12 protein-coding genes and 2 tRNA genes are annotated in these 13,517 nt (G+C 73.0%); 11 read left to right on the forward strand and 3 right to left on the reverse strand.

Features of this window, described 5'->3' with window-relative positions; genetic code table 11:
- Positions 1–8: 8 nt before the first annotated feature.
- The 8 genes from BIV28_RS15690 (at position 9) to BIV28_RS15725 (ending at position 5,260) form a co-directional block, all read left to right on the forward strand.
- Entirely contained in the window at positions 9–647 is a 639-nt protein-coding gene (locus BIV28_RS15690; RefSeq protein WP_076263600.1) for a methylated-DNA--[protein]-cysteine S-methyltransferase, read from the forward strand.
- Positions 644–1,189 (forward strand): NUDIX domain-containing protein, encoded by a 546-nt coding sequence (locus BIV28_RS15695; RefSeq protein WP_076263388.1) that lies wholly within the window; start codon positions 644–646, stop codon positions 1,187–1,189. The genes BIV28_RS15690 and BIV28_RS15695 overlap by 4 nt, the downstream gene beginning before the upstream one ends.
- 155 nt (positions 1,190–1,344) lie before the next feature.
- Positions 1,345–1,863, forward strand: a complete 519-nt coding sequence (locus BIV28_RS15700) for a SigE family RNA polymerase sigma factor (RefSeq protein ID WP_076263390.1) — start codon at positions 1,345–1,347, stop codon at positions 1,861–1,863.
- On the forward strand, positions 1,860–2,771 hold the full coding sequence (locus BIV28_RS15705) for a hypothetical protein (protein WP_076263392.1): 912 nt from the start codon (positions 1,860–1,862) through the stop codon (positions 2,769–2,771). The genes BIV28_RS15700 and BIV28_RS15705 overlap by 4 nt, the downstream gene beginning before the upstream one ends.
- 118 nt (positions 2,772–2,889) lie before the next feature.
- The gene (locus BIV28_RS15710) at positions 2,890–3,936 is read left to right on the forward strand and encodes a PHP domain-containing protein (RefSeq protein WP_076263394.1); all 1,047 of its coding nucleotides are present in this window, start codon (positions 2,890–2,892) and stop codon (positions 3,934–3,936) included.
- Positions 3,937–4,041: 105 nt separating this feature from the next.
- Positions 4,042–4,114 (forward strand) — tRNA-Glu (locus BIV28_RS15715).
- Positions 4,115–4,139: 25 nt separating this feature from the next.
- Positions 4,140–4,213 (forward strand) — tRNA-Asp (locus BIV28_RS15720).
- A gap of 72 nt (positions 4,214–4,285) precedes the next feature.
- Positions 4,286–5,260, forward strand: a complete 975-nt coding sequence (locus tag BIV28_RS15725) for a D-2-hydroxyacid dehydrogenase family protein (protein WP_076263396.1) — start codon at positions 4,286–4,288, stop codon at positions 5,258–5,260.
- Between the two features lie 17 nt (positions 5,261–5,277).
- Here the strand turns inward: BIV28_RS15725 and BIV28_RS15730 are convergent, their stop codons facing one another.
- Positions 5,278–6,468, reverse strand: coding sequence for a PucR family transcriptional regulator (locus BIV28_RS15730; protein WP_076263397.1), 1,191 nt, complete (start codon positions 6,466–6,468; stop codon positions 5,278–5,280).
- A 99-nt stretch (positions 6,469–6,567) separates the two neighbouring features.
- Between BIV28_RS15730 and BIV28_RS15735 the strand changes: the two genes are divergently transcribed.
- Genes BIV28_RS15735 through BIV28_RS15745 form a run of 3 tightly spaced genes read left to right on the forward strand, consistent with a single transcriptional unit; the run spans position 6,568 to position 9,663 of the window.
- Positions 6,568–7,665, forward strand: a complete 1,098-nt coding sequence (locus BIV28_RS15735) for a ferredoxin reductase (RefSeq protein ID WP_076263399.1) — start codon at positions 6,568–6,570, stop codon at positions 7,663–7,665.
- 17 nt (positions 7,666–7,682) lie between these two features.
- Positions 7,683–8,951, forward strand: a complete 1,269-nt coding sequence (locus BIV28_RS15740) for a fatty acid desaturase family protein (protein WP_076263400.1) — start codon at positions 7,683–7,685, stop codon at positions 8,949–8,951.
- On the forward strand, positions 8,941–9,663 hold the full coding sequence (locus BIV28_RS15745) for an HAD family hydrolase (protein WP_076263402.1): 723 nt from the start codon (positions 8,941–8,943) through the stop codon (positions 9,661–9,663). Before BIV28_RS15740 ends, BIV28_RS15745 begins: the two co-directional genes overlap by 11 nt.
- A 21-nt stretch (positions 9,664–9,684) precedes the next feature.
- Here the strand turns inward: BIV28_RS15745 and BIV28_RS15750 are convergent, their stop codons facing one another.
- Positions 9,685–11,544: a hypothetical protein gene (locus BIV28_RS15750; RefSeq protein WP_076263601.1), complete on the reverse strand. Its 1,860-nt coding sequence runs from the start codon at positions 11,542–11,544 to the stop codon at positions 9,685–9,687.
- Between the two features lie 116 nt (positions 11,545–11,660).
- On the reverse strand, positions 11,661–13,463 hold the full coding sequence (locus tag BIV28_RS15755; RefSeq protein WP_076263404.1) for a hypothetical protein: 1,803 nt from the start codon (positions 13,461–13,463) through the stop codon (positions 11,661–11,663).
- Positions 13,464–13,517 lie beyond the last annotated feature (54 nt).

Genomic DNA, 13,517 nt, shown 5'->3' on the forward strand with positions numbered 1-13,517 from the left:
TGACCCCGATGACCCCGATGCCGCCCGCCCCCTCCGGCACGCCCGACCCGACGCTCGCCGGGCTGACGCGTCCGGCCCCCGACGACACCGCCCGCCTCGAGGCGCTCCACGCCGCCCTCCTCGAGCACGCCTCCGCAGCGTCCGTCCTCGACGCCACCTACCGCGTCGTCGACTCCCCCCTGGGCGCGCTGCTCCTCGCCGCCACCGACGTCGGCCTCGTGCGCGTCGCCTACGCCGTCGAGGACCACGACCGTGTCCTGGACGCCCTCGGTGAGCGCGTCGGGTCGCGGATCCTCAAGGACGGCAAGCGGTTCGACGACGCAGCCCGCCAGCTCGACGAGTACTTCGCCGGCACGCGACGCGTCTTCGACGTGCCGGTCGACCTGCGCCTCGCGCACGGCTTCCGCCTCGACGTGCTGCGCCACCTGACGGCCATCCCCTACGGCTCGACCGAGAGCTACGCCGAGGTGGCGGTGGCCGCGGGCAGCCCTCGCGCGGTCCGCGCCGTCGGGTCGGCGTGCGCCACCAACCCGCTGCCGATCGTCGTGCCGTGCCACCGCGTCGTGCGCTCCGACGGCAGCCTCGGCGGCTACCTCGGCGGCCTGCCCGCCAAGGAGACCCTCCTGCACCTCGAGCGCGCGGCGTGAGCTGGCCGGTGCGCGCGACGCGCGTCGCCTACGAGAACCCGTGGATCCGCGTCCACGAGGACGCCGTCGTGCGCCCGGACGGCGGCGACGGCGTCTTCGGGGTGGTCGAGGTGCGCCAGCCGGCCGTCTTCGTCGTCGCCCTGACCGACGCCGACGAGGTCGTCCTCGTCACCGTCGACCGGCACACGGTCGGGGAGTCCGTCGAGGTGCCGGCCGGCGGCTCCGACGGCGAGGACCCGCTCGAGGCGGCCCGCCGCGAGCTCGCCGAGGAGACCGGCCTGGTGGCCCGCGAGTGGCGTCAGGTCGGTGTCATGAACGCGCTCAACGGCGTGTGCCGGGCGCCCGAGGTCGTCTTCCTCGCCACGGGCCTCGAGCCCGCTGCCGGCGCCCCCGGGACCCCCGACGCCGAGGAGGGGATCACGGCGGTACGGCGGGTGCCCGTGGCGCAGGTGCTCGACCTCGTCCGCGACGGCGGCATCACCGACGGCGAGACCGTCGCCGCCCTGATGTTCGCCCTGGCCCACCTGGGCCGCGTCTCGTGACGCACCGGTCGAATTCCCTCCGCTGTCGTGCAACGCTTCGCCGGGCCGGTGTGTCCTTGGGGTGTACGACACCCGAGACGGACCCGACGCATCACCCGACGCACGACCCGACGACCACCTGACGACCACCTGACGAGCCAACCCGGCGGGAGCCCATGAGACGCAGGGACGAGGCGGCCTTCCGCGCCTTTGTCGAGGAGCGGCAGACGATGCTGCGCCGACGCGCCTACCTGCTCACCGGCAGCTGGGCCGACGGCGACGAGCTCGTCCAGGAGGCGCTCGCCCGCGTCTACGTCGCGTGGCCACGGATCGCCGAGGGCGCGCAGACCGCCTACACGAGACGCACCATGATGAACCTCTACCTCAACGACCAGCGCAAGCGCCGGCGCGAGGTGCTCACCGACGAGGCCCCCGAGCCCCTGCCGTCGCACCCGTCCGGCGCCGACCACGACCGCGAGCTCGCGATGACGCTGACCGACCTGCTCAAGGGCCTGCCCGAGAAGCAGCGGGCCGTCCTGGTGCTCCGGTTCTGGGAGGACCTCACCGTCCCCCAGATCGCCGAGTGCACCGGCGTGGCCGAGGGCACCATCAAGAGCCAGATCTCGCGGGCCCTCGCGGCCCTGCGCGACCGGCTCGCCGAACCACCGCTCTCGGGGGCAGGAGCCGTGACATGAGTGACGACCCGACGCGCCGCACCGGCCCCGACCCCGAGCCCGGCCCGCCCGCAGCCCCGACGCCGGAGCCCGGCGAGCTGCAGCTGCGAAAGGCGCTGGCCATGACGAACGATCTCGAACCACCTCGCGACGACCTCTTCGCCCAGCGTGCCCTGATGCGCGGACGGGCCCGCACCGCCCGGCGCCGGAACGCGGTCCTCGGCTCCGCGGCCGCCGTCGTCCTCGTCGGCGTCGTCGGTGCCGGGTGGGCCCTGTCCGGTGGGCAGAACGCCTCGTCGACGTCTGCGGGCTCGGCCGCGGGCGCCCCGGAACGCATGAGCGACAAGGGAACCGACGCCGGGGCCCCGGGCATCGCGCCGGACGCGACGGGGTCGCTCGGCTCTGGGAGCGGTCCGTCGCTGCAGGGCACCCAGGTGCCCCCCGCCCGCGACACCTCGGAGTTCTTCGGCACGCTGCACACCCCGGCCACGCGGGCCTTCGACGCGGTGTCGACCACCGTGACGACGCGCTGGCCCGACGTGTTCTCCGGCGCCTACGCCGACGACCCCACCGGCTCCTCCGTCGTCGTCGCCGTCACGCGCCACGACCCGTCGCTCGAGTCGTTCGTGACCGGCGCGATGCCGGCCGGTTCGGTGCGCTTCGTGGCAGCGACGCACACGTGGGACGAGAAGGTCCAGGTGGCCCAGCAGGTCCGCGACGACGCCCCCGTCCTCAAGGCGCAGGGCGTCCTCGTGCACGGTGTCGGGATCGACGCCCGCGGCGACCGCGTCGTCGTGTCGGCCGACGAGCGCAGCGCACCGGGGACGCTCGAGCAGCGCTACGGCGACGTCGTCCGGGTGGTCGCCACGACGGCCTCCGTGCCGGGCAAGCTCCCCGACGGCGGTACGCTGCCGACGCTGCAGCACTGACCACACTCGGGGGTCCTGCGTCCTGACGGGGGTCGGACGCGGGACGGACCCGGCCGGGGCCGCGAACCCTCCCGCGTGGTCCCGGCCGGGTCCCACACGCGCGGCTAGGCTGGCCGGCATGCAGCAGCCGACCCCGCCGACGGCGCCGATGAGCCCGATCGAGGCGCTGCGGCGCATCTGCTTCCTCCTCGAGCGCGGCCGCGAGAGCAGCTATCGCATCGACGCGTTCCGGCGCACCATCGAGGCCATCACGCTCATCTCCGACGACGAGCTGCGCGAGCGCTCCGAGGCCGGAACCCTCAAGCAGATCAAGGGAATCGGCGACTCCAGCGCCGCCATCATCGGTCAGGCCGTGCGGGGCGTCGTGCCGGCCTACCTCGTCTCCGCGGAGGAGAAGCACGGCGAGCCGCTGACCCGCGGCGGGGCCGAGCTCTACGCGGCCCTGCGCGGCGACCTCCACGCCCACTCGAACTGGAGCGACGGCGGCAGCCCGATCGAGGAGATGGTCCTCGCGGCCGTCGAGCTGGGCCAGGAGTGGATGGCCCTGACCGACCACTCGCCGCGCCTCACCGTGGCCAACGGCCTGTCCCGCGAGCGCCTCACCGACCAGCTGAAGCGCGTCGAGGCGATCAACCGCAGCGTCGGCGACAGCTTCACCCTGCTCAAGGGCATCGAGGTCGACATCCACCTCGACGGCTCCCTCGACCAGGACGACGACCTGCTCGACCGGCTCGACGTCGTCACCGCCTCGATCCACAGCAAGCTGCGCCAGCCGTCCTTCGAGATGACGCCGCGGATGGTCGCGGCCGTGCGCGACCCGCACACCAACGTCCTCGCGCACTGCACCGGGCAGCTCGTCACGGGCGGGCGGGGCAAGCGCCCGCCGTCGCAGTTCGACGCCGAGAAGGTGTTCCGCGCCTGCCTCGAGAACGACGTCGCCGTGGAGATCAACTCACGGCCCGAGCGGTGCGACCCGCCGGACGAGCTCATCGAGCTGGCCCGCGACCTCGGGTGCCTGTTCACCATCGACTCCGACGCCCACGCACCCGGCCAGCTCGACATGAAGTCGCTCGGCTGCGAGCGCGCCGAGCGCCTCGGGATCCCGGCCGAACGCATCGTCACGACGTGGCCCGTCGAGGACGTCCTCGCGTGGGCCAAGGGGTGATCGAGGGTGCCGGAACGACCTGTCCCAGAGGGTTCGAGGGCCGATTTGGTGGGTGCGCAGAACTCCCCTATAGTTCTCGACGTCCCAAGCGGATGGTTCGGGCCAGTCCCCATCGTCTAGCGGCCTAGGACTCCGCCCTTTCACGGCGGCAGCACGGGTTCGAATCCCGTTGGGGATACGCAAGACCACAACTGAATAAGCAAGGCCCCGTAGCGCAGTTGGTTAGCGCGCCGCCCTGTCACGGCGGAGGTCGCCGGTTCGAGCCCGGTCGGGGTCGCCCCTACGAGAGGCGCCACTCACACGAGTGGCGCCTCTCGCGTTCCCGGCACCCGGCCCTAGGGTTGGTCGGGTGCGCATCGCGGTCCTCGACGACTACCAGGGCGTGGCCCGCTCCAGCGCGGACTGGGCGCCCGTCACGGCCCACCCCACGCGTCCGTGCCGGGTCGACGTCTTCCGCGACCACCTCGCCGAGCCCGACGCCCTGGTGGGCCGCCTGGCGCCCTATGACGCCGTCGTCGTCATGCGCGAGCGGACGCCGCTGCCCGGGAGCGTCCTGACGCGCCTGCCGCGGCTGCGGCTCGTCGTGACGACGGGTCGTCGCAACCCGAGCATCGACGTCGCCGCTGCGACGGCGTCCGGGATCACCGTGTGCGGCACCGAGAGCCGCGCCGGGGCCCCCGCCGAGCTCACCTGGGCCCTCGTCCTCGGCCTGTGCCGCCACCTCGTCACCGAGGCCGGGGCGGTCCGCGACGGCGGCTGGCAGACGACCGTGGGGCGCGACCTCGACGGGCACACGATGGGCGTCCTCGGGCTCGGCCGCCTCGGCACCCGCGTGGCTGCCGTGGCCCGCGCCTTCGGCATGGACGTCCTCGCCTGGAGCCCCCACCTGACGCCCGAGCGCGCTGCGGCGTCGGGCGCCACCGCAGCCTCGCTCGACGACGTGCTCCGACGCTCCGACGTCGTCTCGGTGCACCTGCCACTCGTCGAGGGCGACGGCGGCACGCGCGGACTCATCGGGGCGCGCGAGCTGGGCCTCATGCGTCCGGGCGCCCTGCTCGTCAACACCTCGCGCGGCCCGATCGTCGACGAGACGGCCCTGCTCGACGCGTTGGCCTCCGGGCACCTGGGCGGCGCCGGGCTCGACGTGTTCGACGTCGAGCCGCTGCCGATCGACCACCCGCTGCGCACGGCACCGCGCACGCTGCTGACGCCGCACGTCGGGTACGTCACCGAGGACACCTACGCCACGTTCTTCGCCGGCGTCGTCGAGGCCGTCACGGCCTGGCTCGACGGCAGCCCCGTCCGCGTCCTCACCGGGCCCTGACGCCCCACCGGCCGGGCTCAGCGGTGGCCGGCGCGCAGGACGAGCTCGAGCTCGAAGCGCACCTCGGGGTCCTCGAGCGCCTCGCCGAAGAGCTGCTTGAGCTGGGCGACGCGGTAGCCGACGGTCTGCGGGTGCACGAAGAGCTCGTCGGCCATCGGGGCCCGCTGGCCCTGGTGGCGCAGCCATGCCAGGAGGGTCTCGGCCAGGCGGCCCCGCACGGCCGGCCGCAGCCCGTCGAGCGGGGCCAGCCGCACGAGGGCGAGGTCGTCGATGGCAAGGGGCTCGGACCGCACGACGAGCTCGGCGAGCCGGTCCTCGACCCAGAGCGGGTCGGTGCCGGCGTGCGGCTCGTCGGCGGAGGGACCGAGGCCGTGCGCGCCCGCCGAGGCCGCGAGGTGCAGCGACTCCCCCGCCGCCTGCCAGGCCCGCGCCGGGCCGACGACGGCGCGCCGCCCGCGCAGGGCCCGGTCGAGGTCGCGGCGCCGGACGCGTCGGTTGCCGAACGGGTAGACGACCACGACGTCGGCCCCGCGCTCGGCGACGAGGCCGTCGCGGCCGATGGCGGCGCGCAGGCCCTCCACGTGGGGCGAGGGGACGAGGCCGACGACGACACGCTCGGGCAGGGTCCAGCCGACCGCCGCGGCGAGCCGGGCGACGCCGCCGTCGCTCGAGTCGCCGCGCAGGATCGACTCGAGCAGCTCGGCGCGCAGGCGCTGCTGCTCCCCGGCCCGTTCGGACTGCTCCTGGGCGTAGCCCTGCGCGCTCGCCGCCGACAGCTCGTCGATGTAGGCGAAGAGCGACTCGCCGAGCGACAGGAGGGCATCGGGTGGCATCTGCGACACGTCGACGGTGCGCGAGATGGCCCGGAAGGTCACGCGAGCGCCATAGCGGTAGGCGGCGAGCAGCGCCTCGAGGGTGCGCCCCGAGCGCACCTCGCCGCGGCCGAGGTTCTCGTAGACCCACTTGCCGTCCTCGCTCAGGGCCGGCAGCCGCGTGCCGGGCAGGTCGAGGAAGCGGTGCAGCGCCACCTGGACGCCCTGGCGCACGCCCTGGCCGAAGCGCCCTTCCATCGGCATGGCGTAGACCGGGACGTCCTGCGGGATGCCCTCGATGATGGCCTCGACGATGTCGGGGACGACGGGGCGCAGGATACGGCTGATTTCGGCGGGCAGAGACAACCACGGCGGGTCGGACGTGGCGTGCGCCACTTCGGCCTCCTGCTTTTTGTCGCGAGGCAACAGATTCCTGCCCCAAAGAGTACGCCGCGCCCCAAGATCCCGGGACCCTTCTGCGGGGACCATAGAGGTATGAGCCAGCTGCGAGCACTTCGGCGCATGGCGTCCGTCCTGACCACCCCCCTCGACCCCGAGGACTTCTTCGCCCTCGTCAACCCGCTCTCGTCCGCGCGGCAGCTGCGCGGCGTCGTCACGCGGGTCGAGCGCGAGACCGCCGACTCCACGACGATCCACTTCCGCCCCGGCCGCGGCTGGAACGCCCACGAGGCCGGCCAGTGGGCCCGCATCGGGGTCGAGATCGACGGCGTCCGCCAGTGGCGCAGCTACTCGCTGTCGGCGGCCGCCGGCCACGACCCGGCCATCACCGTCACGGCGATCGGCACGGTCTCCACCGCCCTGGCCCGCAACACCCGCGTCGGCGACGTCCTCTTCCTCGACGTCCCGCAGGGCGACTTCGTGCTGCCGGGCCACCCGCGTCCGCTGCTCATGCTCACCGCCGGCAGCGGCCTGACGCCCGTCATGTCGATGATCCGCACGCTCGTGCCGCGCCGCCCCGACGCCGACGTCGTGCTCGTCCACTGCGCCCGCACGCGCGAGGACGCCCTCTTCCACGACGAGCTGCTCGAGCTCGCCGACCAGTTCCCCGGCCTGACCGTCAAGCACTGGTTCACCCGCGAGCACGGCACCTCGGCCGAGGACGCCGGGCGCCGCCTCGACCTGTCCTCCACCACCGACCTCGAGGCCCTCTGCCCCGACTGGCGCACCCGCAAGGCCTTCGCCTGCGGACCCGCCGAGCTGCTCGACGACGCCGAGGCGCTCTGGGAGCGCGAGGGCGTCGACGGCACCGACGACACCGGGGCCGACCTCACCATCGAGCGCTTCGCCCCGGTCCTGCTGCCGGGAACCGGAGGCGAGGGTGGAGTCGTTGTCTTCGAGAAGTCCGACAAGGAGGTCGAGGCCGGCGGCGACGTGCCGCTCCTCGACGCCGGGGAGGGCTGCGGCGTCGTCATGCCGAGCGGGTGCCGCATGGGCATCTGCCGCAGCTGCCTGACGCCGCTCGTGGCCGGCAAGGTCCGCGACCTGCGCACCGGAGAGGTGCACGGCGACGAGGGCGAGCTCATCCAGACCTGCGTCAACGCGGCCGCCGGGCCCGTCCACCTGGACATCTGAGAAGGGATCCAATCGCAATGACCACCACCGTGAACCGACCCACGACGACGCCCACCGGCGCGTCCGCGGACGACGCCGCGATCCGGCCCAGGAAGCCGGTCCTCGCTGCCGCCGGTGGCCCGGCGAAGCGCCCCAGCGCCGCCGCACACCTGTCCGACGCCGACGTCGAGCGCCTCGGCCAGGAGCTCGACGCGCTCCGCGACCGCATCATCGCCTCCCGCGGCGCCAAGGACGCGGCCTACATCCGCCGCGTCATCCGCGTGCAGCGCACCCTCGAGGTCGCCGGCCGCGCCACCCTGCTCTTCTCGAAGAAGAAGTCCGCGTTCGTCGCGGGCACCGCGATGCTCTCGGTGGCCAAGATCCTCGAGAACATGGAGATCGGCCACAACGTCCTGCACGGCCAGTGGGACTGGATGCGCGACCCCGACATCCACTCGACGACGTGGGAGTGGGACTTCGTCACGCCGGCCGCCGCCTGGAAGCACACCCACAACGACCTGCACCACACGTGGACCAACGTGCTGGGCAAGGACAAGGACGTCGGCTACTCCGTGCTGCGCATGGACGAGGATCAGCCCTGGCGCCCGGTCAACGTCTTCAACCCGGCGATCAACCTGGTGCTGGCCCCCTTCTTCGAGTGGGGCATCGCCATCTACGACCTCGAGCTCGAGGCGGTCAAGGAGGGCGAGAAGTCCAAGGAGGCTCTCAAGCAGGACCTCAAGGCGGTCGGGCGCAAGGTGGCCCGCCAGTTCACCAAGGACTACGTGGCCACGCCGGCCGCCGCCGCGCCGTTCGGCTCGAGCAAGCAGGCCCTCATCGGCACCTTCACCGCCAACGCGATCCGCAACGTGTGGGCCCACTCGGTCATCTTCTGCGGCCACTTCCCCGACGGCGTCGACACCTTCTCCGAGGAGGAGATCGAGGGCGAGACCCGCGGCGACTGGTACATCCGCCAGATGCTCGGCTCGGCCAACATCTCGGGTTCCAAGCTCATGCACCTCATGACCGGCAACCTGTCCCACCAGATCGAGCACCACTGCTTCCCCGACCTGCCGAGCAACCGCTACGCCGAGGTCGCCGTCGAGCTGCGCGAGATCTGCGAGCGCTACGGCCTGCCGTACACGACCGGCCCGCTGCCGAAGCAGGTGTACCAGGCCTGGGCCAAGGTCTTCCGCCTCGCGCTGCCCAACCGGCCGCGCCGCCTGCCCAAGCAGTCGACCAAGGCCGTCAACGCGCCGGTGCCCCCGCGCCGCGTGACCCTGCCGATCGCGGCCCATGTCGGCTGACGCGTCGACCGCCGGCTCGTTGCCCCTCGGGGGCGGCGGGCCGGTCGCGGCGTTCTTCGACCTCGACCGCACCCTGATCCGCGGGTCGGCCAACTACCCGCTCGCGATCGCCGCCTTCCGCGGTGGCCACGTGCCGTGGCGCGACCTCGTCAAGGACACCGTCAACGCGATCTCCTTCCACCGCAAGGGATCCACCGACGCCGGGTCGGAGGCGCTGCGCGAGCGGATCCTGCGCGCGGTCGCCGGCATCCGGCAGTCCGACATCATCCACCTCACCGACGCCATCGTGCCGGGCATCGTGCGCAAGGCCATCCCGGCGTCGATGACGCTGCTGTCCGACTGCAAGGCGCTCGGGCAGGACCGCATCGTCGTGTCGGCCTCCCCCATCGAGCTGGTCAGCCGCATCGCGGCGGCCCTCGGCCTCGAGGGCGCCGTCGCCACGCGCAGCGAGCTCGACGGCGAGGGCCGGTACACCGGCCACCTTTCCGGCGAGTTCTGCTACGGCGCAGGCAAGGTCGTCGAGATCGAGAAGCTGGCCGCCGAGCGCGGCTACGACCTGTCGCGGTGCGCGGCCTACAGCGACTCCGTCAGTGACCTGCCGATGATGGAGCGGGTCGGCGAGGCGGTCGCGGTCAACCCCGACCGTGAGCTGCGCGAGATCGCGCACGAGCGCGGCTGGCGCGTCGTCGAGGTCGGCCGCAAGCGCCACTGACCCCTCGGGTGCGGCCCGCCGTCAGGACGTCCGGCTCGACTGCGTGTAGCCGACCGCCATGCACCACGTCGAGCGGCAGTCCAGGGCCAGGGTCTCGATCCCGGGACCGGACGGCGCCTTCGCCCACGAGGCGCCGGACCACAGCCAGGCCGACCCGTCGGAGCCGGTGCCGATGCAGCGGGTGCTGCTCGTGCAGCTGATCCGCCCGACCACCGACGGAAGCGTGCGACGCACCGTCCACGACGAGCCGTTCCACGTCGAGTAGAGGCCACCCTCCGACTCGGCGAGGCAGAACGTCCTCGAGGTGCAGCTGAGGTCGCTCGGGAACGTGACGCCGGTGCTGCGCGCGGCCGACCAGGCGGTCCCGTTCCACGTGCGCATGACGCCGTTGGCGTCCATCGCCATGCAGAAGCCGGAGCCGGCGCAGTCCGCCGCAGTGACGTCGGTGCTGAACAGCCGCGCCTCGGCCCCCCAGGTGCGGCCGTTCCAACGCCGGGCGTCGCCGAGGCCGAACACGAAGCACGTCGTCGTCGAACCGCAGGTCAGGTGCGGCCACCAGTTGACGAGGTCGAAGGTGACAGCCGGCCCCCAGGAGCCGGTCCAGAGGCGGTAGGTGCCCTGCTGCGAGTCGAGGACCATGCACCACGTGGTGGACAGGCACTCCACCTCCGACGGCTGAGTGCCGAGCCGCGTCATGCCGGTCCACGCGGCGCCGTTCCACCGCACGGCGTTGCCGAGCCGATCGGTGGCGAGGCAGAACGTGGCACTGGGGCACGAGACGTCGTTGACCCACTGGGACGTCGGGTCGAAGCTGCGGGCCGCGGTCCACGTGGAGCCCCCGCGCCACCAGCGCCCCCGGTCGTCGACGACGACGCACGTGGTGGAGGTGGCGCAGTCCATGGAGTAGGACGCCCCGTAGATCGGGTAGAGGTCGCGCGTCGTCCAGGACCTGCCGTCCCAGCGCCCCGACCGTTCGTCGCCGACGGCGGTGCACGAGGTGGAGGACGTGCACGAGACGTTCTCGACGTCGAGGAGCAGGTTGTCCTGCGTCTCCGAGGAGCCGGCCCACGCCGAGCCGTTCCAGCGCCACGTGCGGTAGGCGCTCCCGCTCGTGATGAGGCAGAACGAGGCCGACGCGCATGAGATGTCGGTCGTCGTGCTCCACCACGCCTTGCCGAGGTAGGACGCGACCCAGCCCGAGCCGGAGGTGCGCAGCGCGATGGCACCGCCCTTGGACTCGAGCCCGATCGCGTGGCACACGGTCGCCGACGGGCAGGCTATCGCGTCGACGCGCGCGGCCCAGGGCGTGGTGACGGGCGCCGAGAGCGTCGAGCCGTTCCACATCGTCGTGCTGCGGCCCGAGTACGGCTCGCCGCGCATGATCCCGCACCGGGTGGCGCTGTAGCAGTCGACGGCCTTGAAGGGCGCGTACGGCGAGCTCACGACCGTCCAGGTGCCTGACCGGTAGACGCCGTAGCCGTGGGCGGAGACGGCGAGGCAGAAGGACGTCGTGGGGCACGACACCGCGCGGACGTCGGGGTTGCGGTCGGCAACGCGCGGGAAGACGACCTTGGGCGCGCTCCACGTCGTCCCGTTGAACGTCATGACCCTGCCCGAGAGGTCGACGGCCATGCACCACGTCGACGTCGGGCACGACACGTCGCTCGGCTGGCCGCGGTCCGGGATCGCGGCGACCGGCGGGCCCCACACCGGAGCCGCGGCCACCGCCGAGGGTGCGGCGGTGGGCTGGGCAGCGGCCGCGACCGCTGCGGGAGCCCGTCGGCCTTCGGGCGCGGCCGCGGCCTGCCCCGGCACGGTCACGGCGGCGAGCAGCGCCACGACCGCGGCCAGCACCTGTCCCACGACACGACGACCACGCATCACGAACCCCTGTCTCGTCTCCGCGCCAGCCGCGGCGCGCCGATGCTAGGGCCCGGCCGCGGCCCGGGCAAGGCCACGAGCGCCGGTTGCACGTTCCTGCAACGGGAACGGCGGGGTCAGGGCGTCCAGCTCGAGCTCTCGTAGCCCACCGCCATGCACCGACCGGGCAGACAGACGAGCTGGAGCGCCTGGAAGGGCAGCGTCGTCGGGGCGAGCGACCACGACGACCCGTTCCACGTGCGCACGTTGCCCTGGTAGGAGGTGCCGACGCACCGCGTGGGGGCCGAGCAGGACAGGGTGTCGAAGTACTCCGGCACCGTCCGTCGCACCGCCCACGACGAGCCGTCGAACGTGGAGTACAGGTCAGAGTCGGACTCGACCATGCAGAAGGAGCCGGTCGGGCAGGTGAGGCGCGACGGGTTGGTGACGCCCGAGCTCCGCAGCGACGACCAGGCGGTCCCGTTCCACGTGCGGAACCGGCCGGTCCAGGTCATGGCGATGCAGAAGCGCGGCCCGGCGCAAGCGGCCTGGCTCACGGCATCGGTGAAGAGCCTGGCCGGCGCCGACCAGGAGCGGCCGTTCCAGCGCCGCACGTCCAGGCCCTGGAAGACGAAGCACGCCGTGGTCGACGCGCAGGTCACGTCGGTCCAGGGGTTGACGGTGTCGAACGTGACGGGTGCCTGCCACGAGCCGGTCCACAACCGTGACGTACCCTGCTGCTGGTCGACGGTCATGCACCACGTCGCCGCCACGCACGAGACGGACGAGGGGAAGGTGCCGAGGCGCGACATCCCGCCCCAGGCGGCGCCGTTCCACCGGACGGCGTTGCCGAGGTAGTCGGTTGCCATGCAGAACGTCGTGGTCGGGCAGGACAGGTCGGCGACCCACTGGGAGGTCGGGTCGAAGGTGGCGGCGGCGGTCCACGTCGACCCGCCGCCGCGCCAGAACCGCCCACGGTTGTCGACGACGACGCACGTCGAGGCCGTCGCGCAGTCGACGGCGTAGCTGGCGCCGTAGATCGGGAAGAGGTTGCGGAGGGCCCACCTCGAGCCGTTCCAGCGGCCCACGCGACCGTCCCCGACGGCGGTGCACGACGTCGAGGACGTGCACGACACCGAGAAGGCCTCAAGGTAGCTGCCGTCGAAGGTGTCACCGGCGCCTCGCCACGAGGCGCCGTTCCAGCGCCACGTGCGATGGCTGTGCCCGCTCGTGGCCAGGCAGAACGACGCGGACGGGCACGAGAGGTCGAAGCCCGGTGAGACCGGGGCGAGCCCGAGGTAGGACGCGACCCAGCCGGACCCGGAGGTGCGCAGCGCGATGGCGCCGCCCTTCGGCTCGAGCCCGATCGCATGGCACACCGTGGCCGACGGGCAGGCGATCGCGTCGACGCGCGAGGCCCATGGCGCGAGGACCGGCGTCGCGAGCGTCGAGCCGTTCCACGTCGTCAGTCCGCGGCCCTCGTTGGTGTTGCCCCGGACGAGTCCGCACCGGGTGGCGCTGTAGCAGTCGACGGCCCGGAACGGCGCCTGCCACGACCTCGTGACGGTCCAGCTCCCCGACCGGTACACCCCGTAGCCGCTGTCGGAGACGGCGAGGCAGAACGTGGTGGTCGGGCACGAGACGGCGGTGATGGCCTGGTTGACGCCGTCGAGCCGGGGGAAGACGAGCTTCGGCGCGCTCCACGACGACCCGTTGAAGGTCGCGACCCGACCGGACAGGTCGACGGCCATGCACCACGTCGACGTCGGGCACGAGACGTCGCTCGGCTGGCCCCGGTCCGGGACGGCCACGACGGGCGCACTCCACACCGGCGCCGGGTCGGACGCCACGGGCAGCGCCGAGGCTGCCGGGGCGACCCCCGTCACCAGCACGGTTGAGAGCAGCGCGAGCATCAGCCCCACGACACGACGACCCCGCATGCGACAACCCCTGTCTCGTCAGCCGCCTCAGACGCGGCGGCCCGATGCTAGGGC

Origin of the sequence: Intrasporangium flavum (assembly GCF_001956915.1) — a bacterium.
GTDB lineage: Bacteria > Actinomycetota > Actinomycetes > Actinomycetales > Dermatophilaceae > Monashia > Monashia flava.

What these genes read in the sequence shown, in the direction of transcription:
- BIV28_RS15690 (WP_076263600.1), top strand. Translation starts at nt 9, where the DNA reads ATGACCCCGATGCCGCCCGCCCCCTCCGGCACGCCCGACCCGACGCTC.
- BIV28_RS15700 (WP_076263390.1), top strand. Translation starts at nt 1,345, where the DNA reads ATGAGACGCAGGGACGAGGCGGCCTTCCGCGCCTTTGTCGAGGAGCGG.
- BIV28_RS15705 (WP_076263392.1), top strand. Translation starts at nt 1,860, where the DNA reads ATGAGTGACGACCCGACGCGCCGCACCGGCCCCGACCCCGAGCCCGGC.
- BIV28_RS15710 (WP_076263394.1), top strand. Translation starts at nt 2,890, where the DNA reads ATGCAGCAGCCGACCCCGCCGACGGCGCCGATGAGCCCGATCGAGGCG.
- BIV28_RS15735 (WP_076263399.1), top strand. Translation starts at nt 6,568, where the DNA reads ATGAGCCAGCTGCGAGCACTTCGGCGCATGGCGTCCGTCCTGACCACC.
- BIV28_RS15740 (WP_076263400.1), top strand. Translation starts at nt 7,683, where the DNA reads ATGACCACCACCGTGAACCGACCCACGACGACGCCCACCGGCGCGTCC.
- BIV28_RS15745 (WP_076263402.1), top strand. Translation starts at nt 8,941, where the DNA reads ATGTCGGCTGACGCGTCGACCGCCGGCTCGTTGCCCCTCGGGGGCGGC.
- BIV28_RS15750 (WP_076263601.1), bottom strand. Translation starts at nt 11,544, where the DNA reads ATGCGTGGTCGTCGTGTCGTGGGACAGGTGCTGGCCGCGGTCGTGGCG.
- BIV28_RS15755 (WP_076263404.1), bottom strand. Translation starts at nt 13,463, where the DNA reads ATGCGGGGTCGTCGTGTCGTGGGGCTGATGCTCGCGCTGCTCTCAACC.